The organism is Streptomyces sp. NPDC018029 (assembly GCF_044327655.1).
Lineage (GTDB): Bacteria > Actinomycetota > Actinomycetes > Streptomycetales > Streptomycetaceae > Streptomyces.
The window spans coordinates 617539-643443 of record NZ_JBIRFV010000004.1 but is presented as its reverse complement, the minus strand read 5'-3'; the positions used below and the strand labels follow the sequence as shown (position 1 = coordinate 643443).

The window sequence follows — 25905 nt, the reverse complement described above, 5'->3', positions numbered from 1 at the left end:
ATCACTTTGATCCACAACACCCGCCCACGCGGGGCGGGTTGGGAGGATCGGCCGAATCCGGCCCGGCTCAGCGGGCCATGATCAGGCTCATCGCCTCATTGCGCGTGGCCGGATCCCGCAGCTGGCCGCGCACCGCGGACGTGATGGTCTTCGCTCCGGGCTTGCGGATACCGCGCATGGACATGCACATGTGCTCGCACTCCACGACGACGATGACGCCACGCGGCTCCAGGATCTCCATCAGCGAGTCCGCTATCTGCGTCGTCATACGCTCCTGCACCTGCGGGCGGCGGGCATAGACGTCCACGAGGCGGGCGAGCTTCGACAGGCCGGTGATCTTGCCGCTGGTGGCCGGAATGTAGCCCACGTGCGCCACCCCCCTGAACGGGACCAGATGGTGCTCACAGCAGGAAGTGACCTCGATGTCCTTCACCAGGACCATCTCGTCGTGGCCCAGGTCGAACGTCGTCGTCAGGACGTCCTCCGGCTTCTGCCACAGCCCGGCGAATATCTCCCGGTACGCCCGCGCCACGCGGCCCGGGGTCTCCCGGAGGCCCTCGCGGTCGGGGTCCTCGCCCACGGCGATCAGCAGCTCACGCACGGCGTTCTCGGCCCGCTTCTCGTCGAACTCGCCGATCGAGCCCTCGCCGTCAAGCGTCACCGGGTCGGTCATGTTGTGCCTCGTTCCTGTGCGTCTCGCGCGGGCGTACGAAATCAGCCGCGCCCCCCAGGCTAGAACCAGGGGGGCGCGGCATCCATTCCGGGCCTGCTGAGGCGCGCGGGTCAGCTCTCGGGGCGGTCCTCCGGGGCCACCTCGAGGGACTTCTCCGTGCCCGACGTCACCGCGGGGGTCGCGCCGTTCGCACCGTTCGTCAGGGACAGCTCCCGGGGGGAGAGCACCGGCGGGCGGGTCGAGGGCGTGCGCCGTGAGGAACCGGTCCACGCCGGGCGGGCCGGGCGCTTCACGATACCGGCGAAGATCTCGGCGATCTGCTCCTTGTTGAGCGTCTCCTTCTCGAGGAGCTGGAGGACCAGGTTGTCGAGGATGTCGCGGTTCTCGACGAGGATCTCCCAGGCCTCGTTGTGCGCGGTCTCGATGAGCTTCTTGACCTCTTCGTCGACCAGCGCGGCGACCTCTTCCGAGTAGTCCCGCTGGTGCGCCATCTCGCGCCCGAGGAACGGCTCGGTGTTGTCCCCGCCGAACTTGATCGCGCCGAGCCGCTCGGTCATGCCGTACTGCGTGACCATCGCGCGTGCGGTGGCCGTGGCCTTCTCGATGTCGTTCGCCGCGCCCGTCGTCGGGTCGTGGAAGACGAGCTCCTCGGCCGCGCGCCCGCCCAGCATGTACGCGAGCTGGTCGAGCATTTCGTTGCGCGTGGTCGAGTACTTGTCCTCTTCGGGCAGGACCATGGTGTAGCCCAGGGCCCGGCCGCGGGACAGGATCGTGATCTTGTGGACCGGGTCCGAGTTCGGGGAGGCCGCCGCGACCAGGGCGTGTCCGCCCTCGTGGTACGCGGTGATCTTCTTTTCCTTGTCGGACATGATCCGGGTCCGCTTCTGCGGGCCCGCCACGACGCGGTCGATCGCCTCGTCCAGCGAGTGGTTGTCGATCAGCTTCTTGTCGCTGCGGGCGGTGAGCAGCGCGGCCTCGTTGAGGACGTTGCTCAGGTCGGCGCCGGTGAAGCCCGGCGTGCGGCGCGCGACCGCCGACAGGTCGACGTCCGGGGCGACCGGCTTGCCCTTCTGGTGAACCTTGAGGATCTCCAGACGGCCCTGCATGTCCGGGCGGTCGACGGCGATCTGCCGGTCGAAACGGCCGGGGCGCAGGAGCGCCGGGTCGAGGATGTCGGGCCGGTTCGTCGCGGCGATCAGGATGACGCCGCCCTTCACGTCGAAGCCGTCCATCTCGACGAGCAGCTGGTTCAGCGTCTGCTCGCGCTCGTCGTGGCCGCCGCCGAGGCCGGCGCCGCGGTGCCGGCCGACCGCGTCGATCTCGTCGACGAAGACGATCGCCGGGGCGTTCGCCTTGGCCTGCTCGAAGAGGTCACGGACACGGGAGGCACCAACACCGACGAACATCTCGACGAAGTCGGAACCGGAGATCGAGTAGAACGGAACTCCGGCCTCACCGGCGACGGCACGCGCGAGCAGCGTCTTGCCGGTGCCGGGCGGGCCGTAGAGGAGAACGCCCTTGGGGATCTTGGCGCCGACGGCCTGGAACTTCGCCGGCTCCTGGAGGAACTCCTTGATCTCGTGGAGCTCCTCGACCGCCTCGTCGGACCCCGCCACGTCGGAGAAGGTCGTCTTCGGGGTGTCCTTGGTGATGAGCTTGGCCTTGGACTTCCCGAAGTTCATGACTCGGGAGCCGCCGCCCTGCATCTGGTTCATCAGGAACAGGAAGACGACGACGATGAGGACGAAGGGGAGCAGGGAGAGCAGGATGCCGACGAAGGGATTCTGCTTCGACGGAGAGACGGTGTAACCGTCCGGGATGTCCTTGCTCTGGTACTTGGCCTGCAGGGTCTTGGCGAGGTCGACGCCCTGGTCGCCGATGTAGCTCGCCTGGATCTTGCTGCTGTCCTTGACCTTCTGGCCGTCCTTGAGCTCGACCTTGATGATCTGCTCGTCACCGGTGGTGAGCTTCGCGGATTCGACCCGGTTCTTCTCGATCGCCTGGACGACCTCGCCGGTGTCCACCGTCTTGTAGCCACCGGACGAGCCGACGACCTGCATCAACACGACCACGGCAAGGACGGCCAGCACGATCCACATGACTGGCCCACGGAAGTATCGCTTCACGTCCATCCATACGGAGCGATGACGCCCCGTCCCTCCTGCCATAGTGAGTTTGATAAAGACTGTTCTTCGGACGGTACCCCAGCATTGTGACCCGAAGCCGCCGGGGACGGCTGGCAATCCCGCCTTCGCATGCTTCAACGCCGGGAAACGGGTGAGGGTTCCCCGACGTCGTACGCAAGCCCGCGGAGTGGTTCCGCGGGACGTCAGCCGCCGTAGACGTGCGGGGCGAGCGTGCCGACGAACGGGAGGTTGCGGTACTTCTCCGCGAAGTCGAGGCCGTAGCCCACGACGAACTCGTTCGGGATGTCGAAGCCGATCCACTTCACGTCGATCGCGACCTTCGCCGCCTCGGGCTTGCGCAGGAGCGTGCACACCTCCAGGGAGGCGGGCTCGCGCGAGCCGAGGTTCGACAGGAGCCAGGACAGCGTCAGACCGGAGTCGATGATGTCCTCGACGATCAGGACGTGCTTGCCCTTGATGTCGGTGTCCAGGTCCTTGAGGATCCGCACGACGCCGGACGACTGGGTCCCCGCGCCGTACGACGACACGGCCATCCAGTCCATCGTGACGGGGGTGGACAGCGCGCGCGCCAGGTCCGCCATGACCATCACCGCGCCCTTGAGGACTCCGACGATCAGCAGGTCCTTGCCCGCGTACTCCGCGTCGATCTTCGCGGCCAGCTCGGCCAGCTTCGCGTCGATCTCTTCCTTGGTGATGAGCACCGACTTGAGGTCGGTGCCCATGTCTTTCGCGTCCACCCGCATCACTTTCGGTCGTCCCACCGGCCGACAGGATCCCCAACGAACACGGGGCTCTCGTCAGCCTTGCCGGATCACCAGTCTGCCACCCTGGCGCTGAGCCACGACTTTGCCCGGGAGATTGATGACTCCCTGGCCTCGCCAGCCGGTGATCAGCCGGTCGACCTCTTCGATGTGCCGGGCGAACAGGGAACCCGCGGGTGCCCCCGCCTCGATGGCGGCCCGGCGCACGATGCGGCGGCGCACGGCGGGCGGCAGGGCGTAGAGCTTCGCGCACTCCAGGCGGCCGGCGGCGTCACGGACGGTCGCCTCGGCCTGGGCGGCCCACGCGTCGAGCGCGTCGGCGTCGTCGCGGGACAGCTGGGCCGTCCGGGCGAGGGCCTCGACGACGCCCTTGCCGAGGGCCTTCTCCAGGGCGGGCAGGCCCTCGTGGCGCAGCCGGGAGCGGGTGTACGCCGGGTCGGCGTTGTGCGGGTCGTCCCAGACGGGGAGCGACTGCACCATGCAGGCCTTGCGGGCGGTCTGCCGGTCGATGTGCAGGAAGGGGCGGCGGTAACGGCCCGCGACCCCCGAAGTCGCGGCCATTCCGGACAGGGAGCGGATCCCGGAGCCGCGGGCGAGGCCGAGCAGCACGGTCTCCGCCTGGTCGTCGCGGGTGTGTCCGAGCAGGACGGCGGCTGCCGCGTGCCGCTCGGCGGCGGCGTCCAGGGCCGCGTACCGCGCGTCGCGGGCGGCGGCCTCCGGGCCGCCTTCGCGCCCGACGTCCACGGCGACGGACTCGACCGGGGTCAGGCCGAGGGCGGTGAGGCGCACGACGACCTCTGCGGCGCGCAGGTCGGACCCGGGCTGCAGGCCGTGGTCGACGGTGACGCCGCCCGCGCGGATGCCGAGCTTGGGGGCTTCGAAGGCGAGCGCGGAGGCGAGCGCCATGGAGTCGGCGCCGCCGGAGCAGGCGACGAGCACGGTCGGTGGCGGGGCCTGCTCGTGCGGGGAGTGCGGGAGGTGTGGAGGGTCGGTTTCGGTGCTGCGCTGCACATCGGTCAGTACGTCGTGGAGTACGCGGCGGACCGCCAGGCGTATCGCCGCGACCGCAGGATGGGGACCCATGTCCGGTTCCCTTCGTGAAGTTCGGGGGGTGAGCTCGGACCAGTCACTCAGGACCCACCAGGGAGATCCGGCCCCTCACGGGGCCTTCTCTCTCTTGCGTTCGGTCACTCAGAGTGTGTCGATGGTGACAGAGCCGAGCCGTTACCCGAGCATTGCACGCCTACCCATCGCCCACGGTCCCTCGGACGGGTGATTGCGGGGGCGTTCTCCTGCCATCGGCCGCAACCGGTTCCTCAGTCTCCCTTACGGTGCACCCTCGCGACCCAGTCCGCCGGTTTGGCGATCTCCGCCTTGGTGGGAAGTGTGTTCGGCGAGGTCCAGACGCGGTTGAAGCCGTCCATGCCGACCTGCTCCACGACCGCGCGCACGAACCGCTCGCCGTCCCGGTACTGGCGCAGTTTCGCGTCGAGGCCGAGGAGCTTGCGCAGGGCCTGGTCGAGGCGGCTCGCGCCGCGTGCCCGCCGCTGCTGGAACTTCTCGCGGATCTCGGCCACGGACGGCACGACGTCCGGGCCGACGCCGTCCATCACGAAGTCCGCGTGGCCCTCCAGGAGGGACATCACCGCCGTCAGGCGGGCGAGGATCTCGCGCTGGGCGGGGGTCTGCACCAGCTCGACGAGGGAACGGCCTCCCTCGTCCTCCTCGCCCTCCGCGTCGGTGCGGCCGCCCGCGAGCGACTGGGCGGCCTCCCTGACGCGCTCAAGGACCGTCATCGGGTCGACCTCGGTCTCGCCCAGGAACGACTGGATCTCGCCTTCGAGGTGGTCGCGCAGCCAGGGCACGGCGGTGAACTGCGTGCGGTGCGTCTCCTCGTGCAGGCAGACCCAGAGGCGGAAGTCGTGCGGGTCCACGTCAAGCTCGCGCTCGACGTGCACGATGTTCGGCGCGACGAGGAGGAGGCGGCCGCCGCCGTCCGCGCCTGCGGGGAGGTCGCGGGTGGGTGGGGCGAAGGTCTCGTACTGCCCGAGGACGCGGGAGGCGAGGAAGGACAGGAGCATGCCCAGCTCCACGCCCGTCACCTTGCCGCCCACCGCGCCGAGCACGGCGCCGCCCGGGCTGCTGCCGCGCTTGTCCTGCATCTTGTCGAGGAGGGGCTTGAGGATCTCCCGGAAGCCCGCCACATTGGCCCGGACCCAGCCCGCTCTGTCCACCACGAGGACCGGGGTGTCGTGGGTGTCCTCCGAGCCCATCCTCGTGAAGGAACGGACGTGCTCCTCCGAGGACTTGGCGTGCCGGCGGAGCTCGGCGACGGCGGCTCGCGCCTCGTCCCGGCTCACTTCTGGGCCCGGCCTCACGAGGCGGGTCGCGGTCGCCACCGCGAGGTTCCAGTCGACCATCTCCGCACCACGGATGCTCGTCATGGGCTCAACGGTACGTGCTGGCTCCCTCTGGTGGAGGGGCTTGCACCCCTGACATTGACCCGGAGCTCGCCCCTAGGGTCCCCGTGGTGCGGGGTGGGCTCGCTGTTCCCGGGTGGCCCGGGGGCCCGGGGCGGCCGGGGTGCCCAGCGGCCCCGGGTGGTCGGCGCGGGGCGCCGCTGGGTGCCGCTGGGTGCCGCGGGGTGCTGCTCTTCGGGCGTCTGTCGGTCGGATGTGGCTGGGCGCGCAGTTCCCCGCGCCCCTGGGCGGCGCCTGTGTCCCGTTGCACGCGCCCCTGGGCGGCGCCTTCGCCCCGTGCCCGCGTCCCTGGGCCGTGCCTGTGTCCAGTTGCCCGCGTTCCTGGGCGCTGTCTTTGCCCCGTTGGGCGTCGGCAGTGGGCGGCTGTGGTCTCAGCGGCAGCCGCAGTTCGCCACTGTGGAGGCCATGTGGTCCAGGGCCGATTGGGCTGCTTGGGGGTCCGTTGTGCCTGTGGTCATGAAGGCGAAGAGGAGGAGGCGGCCGTCGGCGTCGACGACTGTGCCCGCGAGGCTGTTCACGCCGGTCAGGGTGCCGGTCTTGGCGCGGACCAGGCCCGTGCCGGGGGAGTCCTTCGGGTAGCGGTCGACCAGCGTGCCGGTGAAGCCGGCCACCGGCAGGCCCGTCACCACGGAGCGCAGTTCGGGGCGGCCCGGGTCGGCGGCGTGGTCCAGGAGGGCCGCCAGGAGTTCGGCGGAGACGCGGTCGGCGCGGTCCAGTCCGCTGCCGTCGGCGAACGTCGCCCCGGACAGGGGGAGGCCCAGCTTCTCCAGGCGGGCCCGCACGGCCCTGCCCGCGCCGTCGAAGCTCGCCGGCTCCTTCGCCGCGACGGCCGTCTGGCGGGCCAGCGCCTCCGCGATGTCGTTGTCGCTGTGTGTCAGCATCCGCTCGACCAGCGAGGACAGCGGCGGCGACTCGACCTTCGCGAGGGACTCGGCCCGGTCCGATGCCTTGGAGGGTGTGGGAGCGGCGTCGGGGGCGGGCTTGGTCGTGATGCCGTGGTCCTTCAGGAAGCCGGCGAACTTCTTCGTCGCCTCCGCCGCCGGGTCACCCGCGCGCGGGGCGGGACCGCTGGAGGAGTCGTCCAGGCGGCCCTCGTCGGCCATCAGCGCGCTGACGGGCGTGATGTTCTCGTTGGGGCCGATGACGTGCTGCGGAGGGCCGGAGTACAGCGACGTGTCGTACGAGAGTTTGATCTCGTCGATGTCGCGGCTCTTGAGGGAGCGTGCCGTGTCCTCGGCGAGCCTGCGCAGGCTCGCCGCCGTGTCGGTGTAGCGGCCGTCCTTGCGGGCCGTCAGCGTGGGGTCGCCGCCGCCGACGAGGACCACGTCGGAGGAGTCGGGCTCCAGCACCGTTCTCGTGGCGATCCGGTGGTCCGGGCCCACCGCCGACAGCGCCGCCACCGCCGTCGCGATCTTGATCGTCGACGCGGGTGTCAGGCCGTCGCCCGCGTTCTTGCCGTACACCCGCTTGCCGGAGGCCGCGTCGAGGACGACGGCCGACCGCTTCGGGCCGAGCGCCGGGTCCTTCAGGAGCGGGTCGAGCACCTCGGCGAGGGCGCGGTCCGTCGGCCTGGGCGCCGTGCCCGCGGGCGCGCCGAGACCGGCGAGCACGGAAGGGGCGCTCGGCGCGGCTTCCGGCGCGCGTCCCGGCGCCCCACCGGCGTGATCTGCGCCACCCCAGGCGTCCTGGGAAGCAGCCCGGTCCCGCTCCGCCGTACGCTGACCGGAGGAGTCCCAAGGGCCGGCCGCGGCCACCGCCCCGGCCGCGATGACCAGGCCGAAGGTGGCGGCACCAGCCGTGAGCTGCAAGGTCGTGAGCTTGCCGGAGAACCCGGCGAGCTTGTCGGCGGAAGGCTTGGACAGCTGTCTCAAAAGCTGTCGAGGCCGCTGCCAAGGCTTGAGCTCCGGCACGACGACCAGCCCCTTTCGCGATCACACATCTGCGTGAGGGACACTTAATCACCCGAAGTATGTGCTGATCATGGAGGAGCCACCCGTGGAGTTCGACGTCACCATCGAGATTCCGAAGGGTTCGCGGAACAAGTACGAGGTGGACCACGAGACCGGCCGGATCCGTCTGGACCGTCGCCTCTTCACGTCGACCAGCTACCCCGCGGACTACGGCTTCGTCGAGAACACCCTCGGCGAGGACGGTGACCCGCTGGACGCCCTGGTCATCCTGGACGAGCCGACCTTCCCCGGCTGCCTCATCAAGTGCCGCGCGATCGGCATGTTCCGGATGACCGACGAGGCGGGCGGCGACGACAAGCTGCTCTGCGTCCCGGCCTCGGACCCGCGCGTGGAGCACCTGCGGGACATCCACCACGTCTCCGAGTTCGACCGCCTGGAGATCCAGCACTTCTTCGAGGTCTACAAGGACCTGGAGCCCGGCAAGTCCGTCGAGGGCGCCGACTGGGTCGGCCGCACGGACGCCGAGGCCGAGATCGAGCGTTCCTACAAGCGCTTCAAGGACGAGGGCGGCCACTGAGCCAGTCGTTCCGGGCGGGCCGCGGGACCCAAGGGGTCACGCGGCCCGTTCGTGTATCTGTGCCCATACTGGCCATACGGAGGGTGCGTACGAGTCGTATGAGAAGTGAGGGCATCAGTGGCCGAACAGGAGGCCGAGGACCGAAAGCCTCAGTCGGACGAGGCCCGCAGCGCGTTCGCGCAGCCCAGCGGGGTGATGCCGCAACCACAGGCCCCTGAGGACGAGTCCCAGACGACATCCGAGTTCGCCATCCCCACGGGCCTCGCGACGCCGTCCACGACGACCCAGGAGACCGACAAGTCGGCGTTCACGCCGCCGCACACCTACAGCGCGCGGAACGCCCCGCAGGCCTTCACGCCCGCGCAGGGCATACCCCTGGTGAAGCTCACCAAGGACGTCCCCTGGCAGGACCAGATGCGCACGATGCTGCGCATGCCGGTCACCGAGCGGCCCGCCACGGAGGCCGCGCAGAAGCAGGAGGACGAGGCCGGGCCCGCCGTGCCGCGCGTGCTCGACCTGACGCTCCGTATCGGCGAGCTGCTGCTGGCCGGCGGAGAGGGCGCCGAGGACGTGGAGGCGGCGATGTTCGCCGTCTGCCGCTCGTACGGCCTGGACCGCTGCGAACCGAACGTGACGTTCACGCTCCTGTCGATCTCGCACCAGCCCTCGCTGGTGGACGACCCTGTCACGGCCTCCAGGACGGTGCGCCGCCGGGGCACGGACTACACGCGTCTGGCGGCGGTCTTCCACCTGGTGGACGACATCAGCGACCCCGAGATCGAGGTCTCCCTGGAGGAGGCCTACCGCCGTCTCGCGGGCATTCGGCGTAACCGTCACCCCTACCCCGGGTGGGCGCTCACGGCGGCCAGCGGCCTGCTCGCGGGCTCCGCGTCCGTGCTGGTCGGCGGTGGCGCTCTCGTCTTCGTGGTGGCCGCTGTCGGCGCGATGCTCGGCGACCGGCTGGCGTGGCTGTGCGCGGGACGGGGGCTGCCGGAGTTCTACCAGTTCGTGGGCGCCGCGATGCCACCCGCCGGGATGGGTGTGGCGCTCAGCTTCGTGCACACCGAGGCGTCGATGGCCTCGGCGGTGATCACCGGTGGGCTCTTCGCGCTGATCCCGGGGCGGGCCCTGGTGGCGGGCGTGCAGGACGGTCTGACCGGTTACTACATCACCGCTGCCGCGCGCCTTCTGGAGGTCATGTACCTGATCGTGGGCATCGTCTGCGGCGTGCTGCTCGTGCTGTCGCTCGGCGTGATGCTCGACGCGACGAACCTGACTCCGGAGACGAAGTTCGGCGTGACATCGTCGCGGCCAGTCATCCAGATCCTGGCGTCGATGGCGCTGAGTCTCGCCTTCGCGATACTGCTTCAGCAGGAACGTAACACCGTGCTGATGGTGACCCTGAACGGCGGCGTCGCCTGGGTGATGTTCGGCGCTCTGGCGCAGACCCCGCTGGAGCTCTCGCCCGTCGCGGCGACGGCGATCGCGGCCGGTCTGGTCGGGCTCTTCGGGCAGCTCTTCTCGCGCTATCGGTTCGCGTCGTCACTGCCCTATGTGACGGCCGCGATCGGCCCGCTGCTGCCCGGTAGCGCGACGTACTTCGGGCTGCTCGCCCTGGCGCAGAACGACCTCAACACGGGCATGAACTCGCTCACCAGGGCCGTCGCGACGGCGTTGGCCATCGCGATCGGCGTGAACCTGGGGAGCGAGGTCTCCCGGCTCATCCTCAAGGTGCCCGGTGCCGCGTCGGCGGCGAATCGCCGTGCGGCCAAGCGGACGAGGGGCTTCTGACCCTGCGGGTCGGCGGGGCCGGGGCTGTCTTGCCCCGCTGTTACCGCTTTGCGTGGCGGCCGCGCTGGGACGGCGGCGTCGTGCCCTCGGCCGCCGCGGTCTTCTTGGACTTGCTGCGGGCCCGCAGGAACTCGATGGCGATCGGCACCACCGAGATGAGAACGATCAGGATGAGGATCGCCTCGATGTTCTTGTGCACGAACTCGATGTTGCCGAGCCAGGCGCCGAGCAGGGTGACGCCCGCGCCCCACAGGACGCCGCCGATGATGTTGAACGTGATGAACGAGCGGTACCGCATGCCGGAGACGCCGGCGATGATCGGCGTGAACGTCCGCACGATCGGCACGAAGCGGGCCAGGACCAGGGACTTCGGGCCGTACTTCTCGAAGAAGTCGTGGGCCTTGACCACGTTCTCCTGCTTGAAGAGCTTGGAGTCCGGGCGGTTGAAGAGCGCGGGGCCGACCTTCTTGCCGAAGAGGTAGCCCGCCTGGTCGCCCAGGATCGCCGCGAGGCAGATCAGCAGGCAGGCCAGCCACAGCGGGGTGTCCAGCTTGTGCGTGGTGATCAGCAGGCCCGTGGTGAACAGCAGGGAGTCACCGGGCAGGAAGAAGCCGATCAGCAGGCCCGACTCGGCGAAAACGATCACCAGCAGGCCCCAGAGGCCGAACTGGTTGAGCAGGTAATCCGGATCCAACCAGCTTGGTCCGAGCGCAAGCGTCGTCACGGTTCCGGGCTCCTGAGGGTGAGGGGGCGGTGCGGCGGCGGGTGCAGCCGCCCAAAGTTATCAACGCCAGGCGGCCCGGCCGGGTTCCACTCCCCTTCTCGGCCCGCACTGTGCGGAAACTGCAACCACGCCGCGCGCCCGTCACCTGCCGTCGCGTGCCGCGTTCGCCAGGATCGCGTCCCGCAGGTAGACGGCGAGGCCGGGCCGGATCGCCTCGTAGAAGGCCGTGAACCGCTCGTCGGCGACGTACATCTCACCGAGACAGGTGTGCATCTCGTGCGAGCACGCGTAGTGGTTCGCCGTGATGAAGCGGCGGTGCGCCTCCGCGGCGTCCATGGCCTCCGGGGAGTCCGCGGGGACGCCCCGGGCGAGCAGGTCGCCCACGCGCGCGTGGACCGCGTTCAGCTCGTCGTTGATCCGCTTCCAGTCGTCCTTCGTGTACGAGGCGGACCTGCGCTGCGATTCCCGGTAGGCCTCCGTGTCGCCCCAGCGCTCCTCGACCTCCTCCGCGTACTGCTCGGGATCGTGGTCTCCGAAGACCTCGAACTTCTCCTCGGGCGTGAGGTTGATGCCCATCTTCTTCGCCTCCATGGCGGTCTCGACGGCGGCGGCCATCTCCTGGAGCTTGTGGATCCGCGCGGTCAGCAGCTCGTGCTGGCGGCGCAGGTGGACCCACGGGTCCGTGTCCGGGTCGTCCAGGAGGGCCGCCACCTCGTCGAGGGGGAAGCCGAGCTCTCGGTAGAACAGGATCTGCTGCAGCCGGTCGAGGTCCGCGTCGCTGTAGCGCCGGTGTCCCGCGTGGCTGCGCCCGCCGGGCACGAGCAGGCCGATCTCGTCGTAGTGGTGCAGCGTGCGCACCGTCACTCCGGTGAAACCGGCGACCTGTCCCACGGAGTACGTCATGGCTTCCGCCCTCCTTCTCTCGGTACGCGGAACAGCCTGCGTCCTCACGCCACGTGAGGTGCAAGCCCGGCTGCCGGCCGAGCGCCCCTACTTGCTGAGCGCCCCGAACCTCCGTACCGCCAACGGCAGGAACACCCCCACGAGCACCATCGGCCACAGCACCGCCAGGAGCCCCGCGTTCTCGGCCGCCCAAGAGGTGCCGGTCACCCCCGGGTCGTTGCCGAAGAGGTCACGGACGGCGGTGGCCGTCGCCGACATCGGGTTCCACTCGACCGCGGCGCCCAGCCAGTCCGGCATGTTCTGCGGCACCGTGAAGGCGTTGGAGAGGAAGCCGACCGGCCAGACCAGGATCTGCACGGTCATCACCAGCTCCGGCCTGCCCGCGACCATCGCCAGATGGATGCCGAGCCACAGCATCGCGAACCGCAGCATCATCAGCAGCCCGACGGCCCCGACCACCGCCCCGAACGACCCGTGCGAGCGCCAGCCGATCGCGAGCCCCACCCCCATCATGACCAGGAGCGACACGAAGGACTGGAGCATGTCGGCGACGGACCGCCCCACCAGGACCGCGCCGCTCGCCATCGGCATGGAGCGGAACCGGTCGATCACACCCTTGTTGAGGTCCTGGGTGACCGCGACCATCGTCGCGTCCAGGCCGAAGACCATCGTCAGCGCGAACATGCCGGGCACGAGGAACTCGGCGTACTCCCCCGCGATGCCCTTCCCGCCGCCGATCAGATAGGTGAACATCAGCAGCATCATCACCGGGAAGACGAGGCCGACCAGGACCTGCACCGGCTGCCGTGCCCAGTGGGCGAGTTCGCGCCGCGTCATGGTCCAGGAGTCGGCCAGGACCCAGCTGGCCGACGTGCCCCGAGGCGTCGTCGTCGGCGCACTCATCGACGTACTCACACGCCCTCCTTCGTACGCTCCGTCAGGCTCAGGAAGACCTCGTCCAGGGTGGGCCTGCGCAGCGCCACGTCCTCCGCGTCGATGCCGGCGTCCCGCAGGGCCCGCACGACGCCCGTGAGGGCCTCCATGCGGTCCGTGACGGGTGCGGACGCCAGGCGGCGGTCCGCGTCCACCGTGGCGCCCGGCGGCAGCAGGGCGGCCGTACGAGCCAGTTGGGCGGCGTCCCGCACCACCACGTCGATCCGGTCGCCGCCCAGCTTCGCCTTGAGGTCGTCCGCCGTGCCGTCCGCGATGACGCGGCCCTCGTCGATCACCGACATGCGGTCGGCCAACTGGTCCGCCTCTTCGAGGTACTGCGTGGTCAGGAGCACGGTGGTGCCGCCGCCGACCAGCGAGCGCACCGAGTTCCACACCTCGGCGCGGCCGCGCGGGTCCAGGCCCGTGGTCGGCTCGTCCAGGAAGAGCACCTCGGGGTCCGTGATGAGGGAGGCCGCGAGGTCCAGGCGGCGCCGCATGCCGCCGCTGTACTGCTTGACCGCCTTGCGGCCCGTGTCCGCGAGGCCGAACCGCTCCAGGAGCTCGTCGGCCCGCACGCGCGCGTGGCGGGCGCCCAGGTGGTGGAGCCGCCCAAACATGTCCAGGTTCTGCCGGCCGCTCAGCTCCTCGTCCACCGCGGCGTGCTGGCCGAGCAGCCCGATGCGCCTGCGCACCTCGTCGGGCCTGCGCCGCACGTCGTGCCCGGCGACCTCCACGCGCCCCTCGTCGGGCCGCAGGAGGGTGGCGAGCATCCGCACCGCCGTGGTCTTGCCCGCGCCGTTCGGCCCGAGCACCCCGTGCACGGTGCCGCGCTCGACCCGCAGGTCGAGGCCGTTCAGCGCCTTCTTCGTCCCGTACGCCTTGTGTGCGCCCTCAACGACGATCGCGTCCGTCATCCGGCTCCCCTCGCTGATCATCTAGTCAAAGTTGACTACGAGGGGAAGCTAGCCCGAGTCCCGGCATTCGTCAAACTTGATTAGCGGTCGCCCTCCGCGGACCCGTTCCCCGCCGCGTACGGGTTCTCCTGGTCCTCGGCGAGCACGCCCACGAAGGGATCGCCCTCGCCCGAGAAGGTGTAGGCGCCGGCCTCGATGCGAGTGATCAGGCCCTTGGTCCACTCCGCGCCCGTGTCGGCCGAGTGCACCCAGTAGTTCATGATCTCGCCGATGTGGCCGAGCTGTTCGGGGCCGTCCTGCGGCGTGTAGTACTCCGTGACGGAGGCGCGCCACTCCTCGATGCGGCGGACCCGTTCCTTGAGCAGGGCCACGGCTTCCTCGCGCGGCAGGTCCACGATGAAACCGATCCCCGTCGTGAGGACGTCGGGCCGCTGGTCGTACGTGGTCAGGGAGTCACGGAGCAGGGAGTAGTACTCCTCCGTGCCCTTCTCCGTGACTTCGTACTCGGTGCGCGGCGGGCCGCCGGCCGTGGAGGGCGCGACCTCGTGCGCGATCAGGAAGCCCTGCTTCGCCAGCTGCTTCAGGGCGTGGTAGATCGAGCCGGGCTTGGCGTTGGACCACTCGTGGGCGCCCCAGAACTCCAGGTCGTTGCGGACCTGATAGCCGTGGGCGCGGCCGTGCTGCCGGACGGCTCCAAGAACCAGTAGCCGGATCGCTGACATGTACCGCGCCCTTCCGCTCAGCCCCCCGGTCATCAATTTTGACTAGGGTATCCCTGCTCCAGCGCCACCAGTTCGAAGGCCGTCTTTCCGTCGAGGGACTCGCGGACGATGTCGGCGTGGCCCGCGTGCCGGCCGATCTCCTCGACCAGGTGCAGCATCAGCCAGCGCATCGACACGGCGCCGTCCTTCGGGAACCACGGCGCCTCGGGCAGCGGGAACGTGTCGTCGAGGCTCGGCACCGCGCGGATGAAGTCCTCGATCTCGCGGGCGACCTCGTCCCAGAAGGCCAGCGTTTCGGCGAGCGTCTCGCCCTCCACAAGGCGGAAGCTGTCGCCCCAGGTCGCTTCCGTGCGCGCCTTCTCGTTGGGCTTCTGCTGGGCCATGCGCAGCCAGTTCAGCTCCGTCTCCGCGACGTGCTTCACGAGGCCGCCGAGGGTGAGTTCGCTGGCGCTCGGGCGGGCCTCCGCCTGCTCGTCGGTCAGGCCGAGCACCGAGCGGCGGACGCCGCCGCGCTGGGCCTCCACGAAGGCGATGAGGGCGCCGCGCTCGTCGCCCCTGGCTTCCGCGCTGACGTGAGTGACCATGGTGTCCGCCTCTTCTCCGGGCCTGCTCTGCGCAGGTGTTCCGCTGGGCTGTTCCGCCGGACTTTCCGACACCACAGACGCTACGGAGCCTTGCGGTCAGGTGCTGTCCGCAAGGCTCCGGGAAAATGCCGAGGAAAGGTCAGAACGGGAAGCGCGACCTGCCGTGCTGCACCGAGATCCACTTCTGTGTGGTGAAGGCGTCGACCGTCGACTCGCCGTTCAGCCGTCCGACGCCGGAGTTCTTCTCGCCGCCGAAGGGCACGATCGGCTCGTCGTGCACCGTGCCGTCGTTCACGTGGATCATGCCGGTCCTGACTCGCTTCGCGACGCGCACGCCGCGCTCGATGTCGGCGGTGTGCACCGCGCCGCTCAGGCCGTACGGAGTGTCGTTGGCGATGCGGACGGCCTCGTCCTCGCCGTCGAAGGGCAGCAGCAGGGCGACCGGGCCGAAGATCTCCTGGCTCAGGACCGGGGAGCCGGCCGGCAGGTCCGTGAGGACCGAGGGGGCGACGAGGTTGCCCTCGGTCCGCCCGTGCAGCAGGGCCTTGGCGCCGGCGGCGACGGCCTGGTCGACGACGGCCGTGACGGCGTCCGCCTGCGAGGAGTTGATGAGCGGGCCGATGTGGGTGCCCGGGTCGGCCGGGTCGCCGACCTTCAGGCTCGCGACCTTGGCGACGAACTTCTCGGTGAACTCGTCCGCCACGGACCGGTCGACGAGGATGCGGTTGGCGGCCATGCAGACCTGGCCCTGGTGCACGAAGCGGCTGAAGACCGCCGCGTCCACGGCGTAGTCGATGTCGGCGTCGTCCAGGACGATCAGCGCGCTGTTGCCGCCCAGCTCCAGGATCGAGCGCTTGAAGTTCGCGGCGCAGACCGTGGCGACGTGCCGCCCCACGCGGTCCGAGCCGGTGAAGGAGATGATGCTCGGCACCGGGTGCTCGATCAGGGCGTCGCCTATCTCGGCTATGTCCGTGATGACCACATTGAGCAGGCCGGCCGGCAGTCCGGCGTCCTCGAACACCTTGGCCACGAGGGCGCCGCCGAGCACCGGCGCGTTCTGGTGCGGCTTGAGGACGACCGCGTTGCCGAGGGCGAGGGCCGGGGCGACGGACTTGATCGACAGCAGGAACGGGAAGTTGAAGGGGCTGATCACCCCGACCACGCCGACCGGGACGCGGTAGAGGCGGTTCTCCTTGCCGTCGTCCGGGGAGGGCAGGACGCGGCCCTCGGCGCGCAGCGCCAGGTGGACCGACTCGCGCAGGAACTCCTTGGTGAGGTGGATCTCGAAGGCCGCCTTGAGCCGGGTGCCGCCCAGCTCGGCGATGATCGCCTCGGTGATCTCTTCCTCGCGGTCCTCGACGATGCGCAGGGCGCGCTCGAACACGGCACGCCTGGTGTAGGGGTTGGTCTCGGCCCACTCCCGCTGGGCGCGCTCGGCGGCGCGGTAGGCCTGGTCGACCTCGTCGGCCGTGGCGACCGTGATGGACGCCAGCTTCTCCCCGTCGTACGGATTGAAGTCGATGATGTCCCAGGAGCCCGACCCGGCCTTCCACTCCCCGTCGATGTACTGATGAGCCAGGTCGGTGAAGAAGGACATGAGACGGACCCCTTGCCGCGGCAGCTGACGGCCGCAAACGGAAGCAGACACCTGATCTCACGTCATAGTACTTATGTTTCAGGTGAGTTGAAGCAGCCCGCGGAGAAGATCCCGGCTGCCCACCGGATCGGGGCTGTCCTTCTGCAGCTGGGCCACGACCCTTTCGTACTGCGCCACTTCCTCCGCCTTGTCGAGATAGAGCGCGCCGGTGAGCTGCTCCACGTACACGACGTCGGAGAGATCGGACTCCGGGAAGCTCAGCATCGTGAAGGCACCGCTCTCGCCCGCGTGCCCGCCGAAGCTGAACGGCATCACCTGGAGGGTGACGTTCGGGCGCTCGGAGATCTCGATGAGGTGCTGGATCTGACCCCTCATCACCTCCCGGTCGCCGTACGGGCGTCGGAGCGCGGCCTCGTCCAGTACGCAATGGAAGCGGGGCGCGTGCTCGGAGGCGAGGAGCTTCTGGCGCTCCAGGCGCAGCGCGACGCGCCGCTCGATCTCGGCCTTGCTCGCGCCCTTCATGCCGCGCGCGACGACGGCGTGGGCGTACGCCTCGGTCTGCAACAGGCCGTTGACGAACTGGACTTCATAGACGCGGATGAGCGAGGCCGCGCCCTCCAGGCCGATATATGTCTGGAACCAGCCGGGCAGGACGTCCGAGTAACTGTGCCACCAGCCCGTGAGGTTGGCCTCCTTGGCGAGCGAGAGGAGCGCGCCGCGCTCCGCCTCGTCGGTGACGCCGTAGAGCGTCAGAAGATCCTCGACGTCCCTGGACTTGAAGCTCACCCGTCCCAACTCCATGCGGCTGATCTTCGATTCGGAGGCGCGGATCGAGTATCCGGCCGCTTCACGGGTGATGCCGCGGGACTCTCTGAGCCGCCTCAGCTGCGAGCCCAGCAGGATGCGCCGTACCACCGAGCCGCTCGACTCCCCTGCGGTCACTTCGCTCAATCCTCCCGATCGACTGGAAGCCAGCAGTCTGCCATTAAACGCTCCGGGCCGTACACGTCCGGTTACAGAAACGGAAAGGGTCCGAAAGGTCCTCAGAAGAATCCGTGGGAAGAAATGGGCAAGAAGTGGCACGGGTTCGACCAAGTCCGGCGCGTGCACGTGCATCTGCCCTTGCATCTGCTGTGCGCATTCGGAACCATGGTCCGCGCGCCACTGCTGTACCGACCGCGTACCACCGCACCATCGGCGACCGACCGCGCCACCGCTCCATCGCTACGTACCGCGAAACCGGGGAGTGCCTCGCATGGGGACGAATGGATCGACCATGCTCGAGCCGTTAAGGCAGGGGCTACCTCCGATCGACCCCTCCGCGGTCTCCGACGCGGCCTCCGTCGCCCTCCCCGCCCGTTACGAAGCGGTGGGCAGCGCACGGCAGTTCACCCGGAAGACGCTCGGCCAGTGGGACCTCGACGAGAGGTTCGACGACATCGCGCTCGTGGTCTCCGAACTCGTCACCAACGCGCTGCGGCACGCGCTGCCCGCGGACACCCCGCGCGACCAACAGGAGCCGCCCGTGCGGCTGCACCTGATGCACTGGGCGACCCGTCTCGTGTGCGCGGTGCGCGACCCCAGTGACGACAGTCCGGTCACGCGCGACACCGACGACGACTTCTCGGCGGAGTCGGGCCGCGGCCTGTTCCTCGTGGACTCGTTCAGCGACAGCTGGGGCTGGCACCCGCTCGCCGGCGCGCTGCGCGGCAAGGTGGTCTGGGCGCTGTTCCGCCTGGGCTGAGACCCGACTTACGGGGAGTGCTTACGGGGAGTGCTTACGGGGAGTGTGGGTCAGCCACCTATCAGGTGGTCGAACTCCCCGTCCTTCATCCCCAGCAGCATCGCCTCTATCTCGGCGCGCGTATAGACGAGCGCCGGGCCGTCCGGGAAGCGCGAGTTGCGCACGGCGACGTCGCCGCCCGGCAGCTTCGCGAACTCGACGCACGAGCCCTGCGAGTTGCTGTGCCTGCTCTTCTGCCAGACGACCCCGTGAAGCTCCGTGGCCGCCATGCCGTTAAACGCGTGGTGCACAGGTCGCTCCCCGGGTGGTGCGGTGCCGTGAGTGGCTCTAGATGCAGTGGTCAACTGTCCCGGATCATAGCTGTGTTCACATGCCGATGCATGGGCAGATGCACGTGCACGCGGGGTGTTCCCCTGATTACAGCCCTGTGGGCACCTCGTACTAGGGAGAGACGCGTACCGTGCCCATCCTGTTCCCTCGGAAACGAGACCGGCCCCCTGCGGGCACCTCGGGGTGCCGACAGGGGGCCGGGGACGGGTGGCGGGTGGCGGGTGGCCGGGGAGAGCGGGGTGCGATCAGCGAGGCGCTCCGTACGGCAGCAGCGCCATCTCGCGGGCGTTCTTGATCGCCGCGGCGATCTGCCGCTGCTGCTGGGCCGTCACACGCGTCACCCGGCGGCTGCGGATCTTGCCCCGGTCCGAGATGAACTTCCGGAGCAGGTCGGTGTCCTTGTAGTCGACGTACGTGATCCCGGCCTGGTCCAGGGGGTTGGGCTTCGGCTTCAGCGGGCGCGGGGGCTTGCGCGGGGACATGGGTCAGACCTCCAGGAGGGTGTCGAAGGCAGGGGGCAGGTGTTTCCAGGCGTCGCGCCCCGCGGCGTACTCCTCGTCGGTCAGGAGGCAGGACTCCAGGACCTCTTCGAGCCCGTCGCGGTCCAGGCCCGGCGAGGTGAACACCAGGTGGTTGCAGCAGTCGCCGTGCTCCGGGTGCCAGTCGAGGGCGGCGGCCGCGCGGCGCACCGGCGGCACCATCTCCCACGCGGCGTCCGGCAGCGAGGCCAGCCACGGCCCGGCGCTCTCGACGCAGAGCGCGCCGCCCGCCGCGTCCCACCCGAGCAGCGTGTCGGGGTGGTCGGCCAGCCAGAAGCGGCCCCGGCTGCGGGCGGCCGCGCAGGTCAGGTCCTCCAGCGCGTTGTAGAGCCGCTCCGGGTGGAACGGCCGCTCCCGATGCCATACGAGGGTGGAGACCCCGCACGCGTCGGCCTCGATCGGCAACAGCGCGCAGGCCGGGTGCTGCGCCGCGGCGGCGGCCTCGACGTCGAATCCGGCGAGCGCGGCGCGGGCCAGGCCGCCCTCGCCGATGAGCACCTGGCGGGCGGTCGGGTGGAGCTGGGCGAGCAGGGCGCGGTCCTCGTCGTCGGCCTCCGGGGAGTCGGCGACGGCGAGCACGGGCGCGTACTCCAGCTGACGCGCCCAGGTGTCGGCGACGGTGCGCTGGTCGGTGGGGGCCGCGGCGAGCCCGGCCTCCATGAGGTCGTCTCCGTTGCCGAGACAGGGCAGGAGCAGGGCGGGGTCGACCGCCGTGACCACGCCGCTGAGCGCGAGGCCCTCGCCGCCGTGCGCGGCGACGACCTCGGCCATCGCCTTGGGCTCGACCGAGTCCCACAGCTCGACGACCGCGAGCCGGGTGAGCCCCGCGTCCGCGAGGCGGTCGAGCTCGGGCACGAGGTCCTCGCGGAGCGCGCAGCACGCGCAGTCGTTGACCAGCGGGGCGTCACCGGTGGAGAGCACACCGGTGGCGTCGCGGACCGTGCGGACGACGGTGCCCGTCACGGCGGTCGACAGGTCGTGGTGCAGGGCCACGCTGCCGGGGACGGCGGCGAGCAGATCGTCGACGGCCGCCTTGCGGGCGGCCGCGTGGAGGCCGGCGACGATCACGACGTCCATACGGGGCGGTTCCGGTTCCATCCGGGGTGTCTCTCCCTCGGCTCGCGCGGGCCGGTCCGGGCCCGGCATCAGCGCTTGCCGAAGCGGCGTTCGAAACGCTCGACGCGGCCGGCCGTGTCCATCACGCGGGCGGTGCCCGTGTAGAAGGGGTGGCTCGCGGACGAGACCTCGACGTCGATGACGGGGTACGTACGGCCGTCCTCCCACTCGACCGTCTTCGCGCTGGTCGTGGTCGAACGGGTCAGGAAGGCGAAGCCGGCGGCCTTGTCGCGGAAGACGACGGGGCCGTAGGGCGGGTGGATGTCCTTGCGCATGGCGGTCAGCGCTCCTCTCGGAAGTCGACGTGGCGTCCTGCCATCGGGTCGTACTTGCGCAGTGTGAGGCGGTCGGGGTCGTTTCGGCGGTTCTTGCGGGTCACGTAGGTGTAGCCGGTTCCCGCCGTGGAGCGGAGTTTGATGACGGGGCGGTGTTCGGTGCGGGCCATGTGGCTAGTATATGAAAATGACTCCCGTTTTCAACTGGGGGTTCGACGGGGTCTCGACAGGGGCCCCGGGGGCTCAGGAGGAGTCCCGGGGGCTCAGCAGGGGCCCCGGGGGCTCGGCAGGAGCCCCAGCCCATCTACCGAGAGGTGCGTCACCTTGTCCGCCCACTGCCAGCTGACCGGCGCGGAACCCCGCTTCGGCAACAACATCTCCCACTCCCACCGGCGGACGTCCCGCCGCTTCGACCCCAACGTCCAGCGCAAGCGGTACTGGCTGCCGAGCGAGGGACGGTACGTGCGGCTGCGGCTCAGCACGAAGGGGATCAAGACAGTCGACAGCATCGGGATCGAGGCGGCCGTCGCCCGGATCCGTGCGCGGGGAGTGAGGATCTGATGGCCAAGAAGAGCAAGATCGCGAAGAACGAGCAGCGGCGCGAGATCGTCGCACGGTACGCCGCGCGCCGGGCCGAGCTGAAGGAGATCATCCGCCGCCCCGGCACGAGCGACGCCGAACGGCTGGCCGCGCAACGGGAGTTGGCGCGCCAGCCGCGCGACGCCAGCGCCACGCGGGTACGCAACCGGGACAGCGTCGACGGGCGCCCGCGCGGATACGTGGGGGCGTTCGGCCTTTCGAGGGTGAAGCTGCGGGAGCAGGCGCACGCCGGATATCTCCCCGGCGTGCGCAAGTCCTCCTGGTAGGCGCCCTGGTAGCTTGACGCGCGTCGTGGCCGGACCGGTTCTTCAGGGGGACTTCAAATGCGCGTGTACGTCCGTAGGGTCCGTGCAGGTGCCGTCTTGGCCGGTGCCGGTCTGGCCGCCGCGCTCGTGCTGACGGGGTGCGGGAGCGGCGGGGACGGGGGCGGCGACGGGGGCGGTGACGGGTCCGGGTCCGGGTCCGGTGGGAAGAAGGATCGCGGGTCGTCGTCCGGTTCGAGCGCTTCCGGCGGGTCCGGGGGCTCGGGTGATTCGGGCGGCGGTTCGGGGGCCGAGGGCGGCGGCAGCCTGGAAGGTACGTGGGTCGCCGCGGCCGGTGGGACGCCGCTCGCCCTCGCCGTCACCGGGAAGACGGCGACGCTGCTCGGCGAGGACGTGCTGTGCAACGGCACCGCGGGTGGCCGCGCGGGAGCGCAGGTGATCCGCCTCAAGTGCCCGAAGGGGAACGCGGACCGCACGACGGGACGTATCGAGTCCGTGGACGGCACGTCCATGAAGGTCGCCTGGGAAGGCGCGGGCAGGGACGAGTTCCTGAAGACGCGGGGCGGCAAGCTGCCGGAGGGCTTGCCCACGGCGGGCGCACCCCAGCCCTGAGGCCTCTCCCCCTCCGGGGGGGGCAGGCGATTAGGGGGCTCTCAACGGGCCGTGGACCCCGGAGGGGGGTCAGGGGTGGTGGAGCCGTCCACCAGCATCGGCGGGGGCGCCGTGTCCAGGGCGTCGGAGAGCTCGTCCAGGGTCTCCAGGAGCAGGCCCGCCCCCTTGCGGACCACCCGGTCGGGGACGCCCTCGCCGTCCCACTCCTCCAGAGCCGTACGGACCGCGTCCCACTTCGGTACACGGCGTTCGCGCACCGCCTTCGCGCCCTGCTCCGTCGACTTGCGCAAGGCGTCGGCCAGGCGGGCCGCCGCGGGCACGGGGGTGTCGCCGCGTTCCGGCAGGTGGGCCTCCATCAGCATGGCCACGCGGCCCAGTTGGGCGAGCGTCTCCTCCGCGTCGGCGGCCGCGGCGCGGGACAGGCCGCGGTGGCGTACGGGCTCGTTCTTGGCCCGGTTGACGGCCTCCTGCCAGGCGACGCGGGCGTCGCGGGCCGCGAGCAGGGCCTCACGCACGTCCGGGCAGGCCTTGCCCGCCGGGTGGGCGTAGTGGTCGACGACCGCGGCGGCGTACCGGCCGTCCGCGATCAGCCAGTCGGCGAGGCGGGTGCGCAGGCGCGGGGTCTCCCAGGCGGGGTAGACCGCGTACGCGATCATCGCGAGGACGCCGCCGAGGAGCGTCAGGACCACGCGCTCCGGGACGGTCTGCGTCCACTGCTGGCCGCCCATGCCGAGCAGGAACACGACGTACGCGGCCACGCAGGCCTGCGCCGCCACCTGGCCGGTGCGCATCAGCAGGTACATCAGCCCGGCGCAGAGCACGGCGAGCACGGCGGACAGCCCCGTGCCGGGGTGGGCCAGCTGGACGAGGCCCGTGGCGAGGGCGACCCCGACGAGGGTGCCGCCGAAGCGGGCCACGGCGCGGGAGTACGTCTGGGAGAAGTCCGGTCGCATCACCATGACGGACGCCATGGGGGCCCAGTACCCGTGCCCGAGGGGCAGCCAGTGCCCGAGCAGATACCCCGCAGCAGCCACCGCCGTGACCCGCACCGCATGCCGCGTCACCGGCGAATCGTGCCTGAAGTCGGCCCGAACGGCCCGGACGGCAGCAGGCACGAGGGCTAGGAGACTGGGGCGGAGGAGGGGGGCGGGGTGGGGGTTGTTGGGGCGAGATTTGTTGGGGCGGGGGTGGGGATGGGGCTCGGCTTGGGGGGTGGGGTCGGCGGGGGCGCCCGGGTCGGTGGGCGCGTCCGACCTGGGCGGGGCGCCCGAGGTGGTGGGAGCGTCTGGGGCAGGCGGAGCGTCCGGCCCAGCCGGGGTGATGGAGGTTGTAGGGGCGGTGGGGGTGCCGTCCGGAGCGGCAGGCGTGGGCGACCCGGTCGGGGGCGCGGAGGGCGCACGCTCGGCCGGACCGGTGGGGGCGGTCGGGGCGGTCGGGGCGGTGGGTGTGGCCGGGGTAGGTGGGGATTCGGGGGTGGTGGGGGTGGTTGGTGGGGGTTGGGGGGTGCCTGCTGTTTCCAGGACGTCTTTTAGGAGCGCGCCCAGGCGGGTTGCCGCTCGGTACGCCGGGCCTGTGAGGATCGCGCCGGTGTCGGGGGTCTTGAGGGCGGCCAGGGCCGCCGGGGGGATCTGGACCGGGGCGCCGTGGCGGATCGCCCGGGCCGCCGCGTCAAGGACCGCGCCCGCCGCGCCGAGGAGTTCGCGGACCCTGTCCCGCTCCTTGCCCTCCGGCGGTACGCCGACCGCCGGGTCCGCGAGGGAGGCCAGGACCGGGCGGATGCGTTCGGCGACGCCTCGCGCGCCGTGCAGCTCCGCGGGCCGGGTGCGCGCCTGGCGCGGAGTGATCGTCGCCGCGTCGCGCGCCGCCATCAGGGGTTCCGGGTCGAACGCGGCCACCGGGTCGTGGCGGAGCCTCCGCGCGTAGTCCGCCTCGGCGGCCAGCGCGTCCGCCAGCGCGTCCCTGTGGGCGCCCCATCTGCGTACCGGAAAGAGGATCACCAGCGCCGCCTGCACACAGCCGCCGACGATCATCATCGCCGCGTGGCCCGCCGCCGCGGCGACCGAGGTGGGGATCGTGACCGTCACCAGCATGATCGCGACGTTGGACGACGCGATGATGCCGACCGTGGGGCCCGCCGCCCAGCTCAGCCCGGCCAGGAAGGTCCACAGGCAGAGGAGCCCGAGGAAGAGGAGCAGGTGGGAGCCGGTGAGATAGCCGAGGAAGGTCGAGACGGCGAGGCTGGTCCCGGAGGCGAGGGCGAGCTCCGGCCGGGGGCGCCAGCTGCGCTGGAACGTGGCGATGGCCGCCTGGAACGCCCCGAACGCGGAGCTCGCGGCCACCGCGGGACCGAACAGCGTGAGGCTGACGCCGATGATGATCGCCAGGCCGGCCGCGCCACGCAGGGCGACCAGCGGCTCAAGGCGTTTGCGCTCGACGGTCAGACCCGAGCGAGCTGTCTCTTTCAGCGCGCGGAGCCAGGTCACTCTGTGATGATACGGGGCATATTGGACGGAGATGGGGCGAGGGGGCCGGGAGCAGCACGGTCACGTCGCGTTCAGTGCTGCCGTCGGGTCCAGGCGGGCTGCCCGGACGGCGGGGTAGAGGCCTGCCGCCATGCCGATGAGCAGGGTGGCGGTGAAGCCTGCCGTCAGGGACCAGGGCGGGACGACCGGGGTCCAGTGCTGGCTCAGGGCGAAGGCGTACGTCGCCGTCGCGCCCAGGAGCGCCCCTGTCGCCCCGCCCAGCGCCGAAAGGAGCAGGGACTCCGCCAGGAACTGGAGACGTATCGCACCCTTCGTGGCGCCCAGCGCGCGGCGCAGGCCGATCTCCGCGCGGCGTTCCAGGACCGAGATCACCATCGTGTTGGCGACTCCGACCCCGCCGACCAGGAGCGCCACCGCGCCGAGGCCCAGCATGAGCGTCGTCAGGCCCTCGTCCGTCGCCGCCTTCGCGGCCAGCGCGTCGGACGGCCGGGAGACCTTCACCGAGCCCTCGTCGCCCGGGCTGACCGTGCGGGCGAGTACCTCTCGTACGTCCTCGACCGTGTGATCGGGCGAACGCTCGAAGACCATGGACGGGTGGCCGTCGAAGCGGAAGTACTTCTCGGCCGCGGGAAAGCCGACCATCGCCACGCGGTCCAGGTTCGGGACCAGCTCCACGGGTGCCAGGACGCCGATGACGACCACGTACTCGTCGCCCATCATGATCTTCTCGCCGGGGGACGTGACGCCGAGCCGGCCCGCCGCCACCGAGCCGAGGACGGTGACGGGGAGCTTCTCGCTCACCTCGTCCAGCCATCTGCCCTCCCGCACCTGGGCGTTGAGGGCCTCCAGGAGGTCCGGGCGGGCGGCCTGTGCCGTCACGCCCGCCGTCTGCTCCTCGGGGACGACGTCGCTACGGCGGATCCGGGCATCGACGTCGCCGGTCGCCGTGGCGTGCTGGACCGGACCGATGCGTTCCACCATCGCCACCGCCGACTTGGGGAGCGGCACGTCGTTGCCCATGGCGTCCTTGCCCGCCTCCGCGGTGAGGAGGTTCGTACCGAGCCGGTCGAGCTTCGCCATCAGGTCCGACTTGCTGGACTGGGAGAGGCCGACGACCGCGACCATCGTGGCGATGCCGATCGCGATGCCCAGCGCGGAGAGAACGACCCGAGCGCGGCGGGTGCGCAGGCCGACGGCGCCGACTCTGAGGATGTCGGTCAGGAGCAT

The 25905-nt window shown here is 70.7% G+C and carries 27 protein-coding genes; 6 read left to right on the top strand and 21 right to left on the bottom strand.

From position 1 onward, the window contains the following. Positions 1-67 precede the first annotated feature (67 nt). The 6 genes from folE to dacB all read right to left on the bottom strand — a co-directional run bounded on the left by folE (position 68) and on the right by dacB (position 7971). Positions 68-673: a GTP cyclohydrolase I FolE gene (gene folE, locus ACH4D5_RS15840; RefSeq protein ID WP_398302467.1), complete on the bottom strand. Its 606-nt coding sequence runs from the start codon at positions 671-673 to the stop codon at positions 68-70. A gap of 110 nt (positions 674-783) precedes the next feature. Further along, the gene (ftsH, locus tag ACH4D5_RS15835) at positions 784-2805 is read right to left on the bottom strand and encodes an ATP-dependent zinc metalloprotease FtsH (RefSeq protein WP_398302465.1); all 2022 of its coding nucleotides are present in this window, start codon (positions 2803-2805) and stop codon (positions 784-786) included. Positions 2806-3002: 197 nt separating this feature from the next. Then, positions 3003-3563, bottom strand: a complete 561-nt coding sequence (hpt, locus tag ACH4D5_RS15830) for a hypoxanthine phosphoribosyltransferase (RefSeq protein WP_030785774.1) — start codon at positions 3561-3563, stop codon at positions 3003-3005. A 54-nt stretch (positions 3564-3617) separates the two neighbouring features. Beyond that, positions 3618-4664, bottom strand: a complete 1047-nt coding sequence (tilS, locus tag ACH4D5_RS15825) for a tRNA lysidine(34) synthetase TilS (RefSeq protein ID WP_398302463.1) — start codon at positions 4662-4664, stop codon at positions 3618-3620. Between the two features lie 233 nt (positions 4665-4897). Beyond that, on the bottom strand, positions 4898-6025 hold the full coding sequence (locus tag ACH4D5_RS15820) for a zinc-dependent metalloprotease (protein WP_398302461.1): 1128 nt from the start codon (positions 6023-6025) through the stop codon (positions 4898-4900). Positions 6026-6432: 407 nt separating this feature from the next. After that, complete coding sequence (gene dacB, locus ACH4D5_RS15815; protein WP_398302459.1) at positions 6433-7971, bottom strand: D-alanyl-D-alanine carboxypeptidase/D-alanyl-D-alanine-endopeptidase; 1539 nt, start codon at positions 7969-7971, stop codon at positions 6433-6435. A gap of 85 nt (positions 7972-8056) precedes the next feature. Between dacB and ACH4D5_RS15810 the strand changes: the two genes are divergently transcribed. Continuing rightward, entirely contained in the window at positions 8057-8548 is a 492-nt protein-coding gene (locus ACH4D5_RS15810; RefSeq protein ID WP_055568469.1) for an inorganic diphosphatase, read from the top strand. A gap of 117 nt (positions 8549-8665) precedes the next feature. Next, the gene (locus tag ACH4D5_RS15805) at positions 8666-10339 is read left to right on the top strand and encodes a threonine/serine exporter ThrE family protein (RefSeq protein ID WP_398302457.1); all 1674 of its coding nucleotides are present in this window, start codon (positions 8666-8668) and stop codon (positions 10337-10339) included. Positions 10340-10379: 40 nt separating this feature from the next. On the opposite strand, the gene ACH4D5_RS15800 is transcribed toward ACH4D5_RS15805, so the two are convergent. The 8 genes from ACH4D5_RS15800 to ACH4D5_RS15765 form a co-directional block, all read right to left on the bottom strand. Continuing rightward, entirely contained in the window at positions 10380-11063 is a 684-nt protein-coding gene (locus ACH4D5_RS15800; RefSeq protein ID WP_398302455.1) for a DedA family protein, read from the bottom strand. A 141-nt stretch (positions 11064-11204) separates the two neighbouring features. Then, the gene (locus tag ACH4D5_RS15795) at positions 11205-11966 is read right to left on the bottom strand and encodes a MerR family transcriptional regulator (protein WP_398302453.1); all 762 of its coding nucleotides are present in this window, start codon (positions 11964-11966) and stop codon (positions 11205-11207) included. An 87-nt stretch (positions 11967-12053) separates the two neighbouring features. Next, positions 12054-12869 (bottom strand): ABC transporter permease, encoded by an 816-nt coding sequence (locus tag ACH4D5_RS15790; RefSeq protein WP_398302644.1) that lies wholly within the window; start codon positions 12867-12869, stop codon positions 12054-12056. Positions 12870-12877: 8 nt separating this feature from the next. After that, the gene (locus ACH4D5_RS15785; RefSeq protein ID WP_398302451.1) at positions 12878-13813 is read right to left on the bottom strand and encodes an ATP-binding cassette domain-containing protein; all 936 of its coding nucleotides are present in this window, start codon (positions 13811-13813) and stop codon (positions 12878-12880) included. An 80-nt stretch (positions 13814-13893) separates the two neighbouring features. After that, the gene (locus tag ACH4D5_RS15780) at positions 13894-14535 is read right to left on the bottom strand and encodes a PadR family transcriptional regulator (RefSeq protein ID WP_398302449.1); all 642 of its coding nucleotides are present in this window, start codon (positions 14533-14535) and stop codon (positions 13894-13896) included. Positions 14536-14567: 32 nt separating this feature from the next. Beyond that, positions 14568-15119: a DinB family protein gene (locus ACH4D5_RS15775; protein WP_398302447.1), complete on the bottom strand. Its 552-nt coding sequence runs from the start codon at positions 15117-15119 to the stop codon at positions 14568-14570. Positions 15120-15258: 139 nt separating this feature from the next. Then, positions 15259-16716 carry an aldehyde dehydrogenase family protein gene (locus ACH4D5_RS15770; RefSeq protein ID WP_398302445.1) on the bottom strand — a complete coding sequence of 486 codons (1458 nt, stop codon included), beginning with the start codon at positions 16714-16716 and terminating at the stop codon, positions 15259-15261. Between the two features lie 78 nt (positions 16717-16794). After that, the gene (locus ACH4D5_RS15765) at positions 16795-17658 is read right to left on the bottom strand and encodes a helix-turn-helix transcriptional regulator (protein WP_362997269.1); all 864 of its coding nucleotides are present in this window, start codon (positions 17656-17658) and stop codon (positions 16795-16797) included. 313 nt (positions 17659-17971) lie between these two features. Here ACH4D5_RS15765 and ACH4D5_RS15760 point away from each other — a divergent pair, with 313 nt between their 5' ends. Next, the gene (locus tag ACH4D5_RS15760) at positions 17972-18460 is read left to right on the top strand and encodes an ATP-binding protein (protein WP_398302443.1); all 489 of its coding nucleotides are present in this window, start codon (positions 17972-17974) and stop codon (positions 18458-18460) included. A gap of 50 nt (positions 18461-18510) precedes the next feature. Here the strand turns inward: ACH4D5_RS15760 and ACH4D5_RS15755 are convergent, their stop codons facing one another. The 5 genes from ACH4D5_RS15755 to rpmG form a co-directional block, all read right to left on the bottom strand. Continuing rightward, the gene (locus tag ACH4D5_RS15755) at positions 18511-18750 is read right to left on the bottom strand and encodes a DUF397 domain-containing protein (protein WP_223775964.1); all 240 of its coding nucleotides are present in this window, start codon (positions 18748-18750) and stop codon (positions 18511-18513) included. A gap of 285 nt (positions 18751-19035) precedes the next feature. Beyond that, complete coding sequence (gene rpsR / locus ACH4D5_RS15750; RefSeq protein ID WP_398302441.1) at positions 19036-19272, bottom strand: 30S ribosomal protein S18; 237 nt, start codon at positions 19270-19272, stop codon at positions 19036-19038. Between the two features lie 3 nt (positions 19273-19275). Next, positions 19276-20427, bottom strand: coding sequence for a CobW family GTP-binding protein (locus tag ACH4D5_RS15745; RefSeq protein WP_398302439.1), 1152 nt, complete (start codon positions 20425-20427; stop codon positions 19276-19278). Positions 20428-20474: 47 nt separating this feature from the next. Further along, positions 20475-20720, bottom strand: a complete 246-nt coding sequence (locus ACH4D5_RS15740; RefSeq protein ID WP_398302437.1) for a type B 50S ribosomal protein L31 — start codon at positions 20718-20720, stop codon at positions 20475-20477. A 5-nt stretch (positions 20721-20725) separates the two neighbouring features. Then, positions 20726-20890 (bottom strand): 50S ribosomal protein L33, encoded by a 165-nt coding sequence (rpmG, locus tag ACH4D5_RS15735; protein ID WP_362997281.1) that lies wholly within the window; start codon positions 20888-20890, stop codon positions 20726-20728. Positions 20891-21044: 154 nt separating this feature from the next. Between rpmG and rpmB the strand changes: the two genes are divergently transcribed. The 3 genes from rpmB to ACH4D5_RS15720 all read left to right on the top strand — a co-directional run bounded on the left by rpmB (position 21045) and on the right by ACH4D5_RS15720 (position 22195). Then, positions 21045-21281, top strand: coding sequence for a 50S ribosomal protein L28 (rpmB, locus tag ACH4D5_RS15730; RefSeq protein WP_055568530.1), 237 nt, complete (start codon positions 21045-21047; stop codon positions 21279-21281). After that, a complete protein-coding gene (gene rpsN / locus ACH4D5_RS15725; protein WP_398302434.1) occupies positions 21281-21586 on the top strand; it encodes a 30S ribosomal protein S14 in 306 nt (101 codons plus the stop codon). The genes rpmB and rpsN overlap by 1 nt, the downstream gene beginning before the upstream one ends. A gap of 96 nt (positions 21587-21682) precedes the next feature. Further along, positions 21683-22195: a hypothetical protein gene (locus ACH4D5_RS15720; protein ID WP_398302432.1), complete on the top strand. Its 513-nt coding sequence runs from the start codon at positions 21683-21685 to the stop codon at positions 22193-22195. Positions 22196-22236: 41 nt separating this feature from the next. On the opposite strand, the gene ACH4D5_RS15715 is transcribed toward ACH4D5_RS15720, so the two are convergent. After that, the gene (locus ACH4D5_RS15715) at positions 22237-24678 is read right to left on the bottom strand and encodes an FUSC family protein (protein WP_398302430.1); all 2442 of its coding nucleotides are present in this window, start codon (positions 24676-24678) and stop codon (positions 22237-22239) included. Positions 24679-24738: 60 nt separating this feature from the next. Next, positions 24739-25905, bottom strand: a complete 1167-nt coding sequence (locus ACH4D5_RS15710) for an ABC transporter permease (protein WP_398302428.1) — start codon at positions 25903-25905, stop codon at positions 24739-24741.

What these genes read in the sequence shown, in the direction of transcription:
- folE (WP_398302467.1), bottom strand. Translation starts at nt 673, where the DNA reads ATGACCGACCCGGTGACGCTTGACGGCGAGGGCTCGATCGGCGAGTTC.
- ftsH (WP_398302465.1), bottom strand. Translation starts at nt 2,805, where the DNA reads ATGGACGTGAAGCGATACTTCCGTGGGCCAGTCATGTGGATCGTGCTG.
- hpt (WP_030785774.1), bottom strand. Translation starts at nt 3,563, where the DNA reads ATGCGGGTGGACGCGAAAGACATGGGCACCGACCTCAAGTCGGTGCTC.
- tilS (WP_398302463.1), bottom strand. Translation starts at nt 4,664, where the DNA reads ATGGGTCCCCATCCTGCGGTCGCGGCGATACGCCTGGCGGTCCGCCGC.
- ACH4D5_RS15820 (WP_398302461.1), bottom strand. Translation starts at nt 6,025, where the DNA reads ATGACGAGCATCCGTGGTGCGGAGATGGTCGACTGGAACCTCGCGGTG.
- ACH4D5_RS15795 (WP_398302453.1), bottom strand. Translation starts at nt 11,966, where the DNA reads ATGACGTACTCCGTGGGACAGGTCGCCGGTTTCACCGGAGTGACGGTG.
- ACH4D5_RS15790 (WP_398302644.1), bottom strand. Translation starts at nt 12,869, where the DNA reads ATGAGTGCGCCGACGACGACGCCTCGGGGCACGTCGGCCAGCTGGGTC.
- ACH4D5_RS15785 (WP_398302451.1), bottom strand. Translation starts at nt 13,813, where the DNA reads ATGACGGACGCGATCGTCGTTGAGGGCGCACACAAGGCGTACGGGACG.
- ACH4D5_RS15780 (WP_398302449.1), bottom strand. Translation starts at nt 14,535, where the DNA reads ATGTCAGCGATCCGGCTACTGGTTCTTGGAGCCGTCCGGCAGCACGGC.
- ACH4D5_RS15775 (WP_398302447.1), bottom strand. Translation starts at nt 15,119, where the DNA reads ATGGTCACTCACGTCAGCGCGGAAGCCAGGGGCGACGAGCGCGGCGCC.
- ACH4D5_RS15770 (WP_398302445.1), bottom strand. Translation starts at nt 16,716, where the DNA reads ATGTCCTTCTTCACCGACCTGGCTCATCAGTACATCGACGGGGAGTGG.
- ACH4D5_RS15760 (WP_398302443.1), top strand. Translation starts at nt 17,972, where the DNA reads ATGGGGACGAATGGATCGACCATGCTCGAGCCGTTAAGGCAGGGGCTA.
- rpsR (WP_398302441.1), bottom strand. Translation starts at nt 19,272, where the DNA reads ATGTCCCCGCGCAAGCCCCCGCGCCCGCTGAAGCCGAAGCCCAACCCC.
- ACH4D5_RS15745 (WP_398302439.1), bottom strand. Translation starts at nt 20,427, where the DNA reads ATGGAACCGGAACCGCCCCGTATGGACGTCGTGATCGTCGCCGGCCTC.
- ACH4D5_RS15740 (WP_398302437.1), bottom strand. Translation starts at nt 20,720, where the DNA reads ATGCGCAAGGACATCCACCCGCCCTACGGCCCCGTCGTCTTCCGCGAC.
- rpmG (WP_362997281.1), bottom strand. Translation starts at nt 20,890, where the DNA reads ATGGCCCGCACCGAACACCGCCCCGTCATCAAACTCCGCTCCACGGCG.
- rpsN (WP_398302434.1), top strand. Translation starts at nt 21,281, where the DNA reads ATGGCCAAGAAGAGCAAGATCGCGAAGAACGAGCAGCGGCGCGAGATC.
- ACH4D5_RS15710 (WP_398302428.1), bottom strand. Translation starts at nt 25,905, where the DNA reads ATGCTCCTGACCGACATCCTCAGAGTCGGCGCCGTCGGCCTGCGCACC.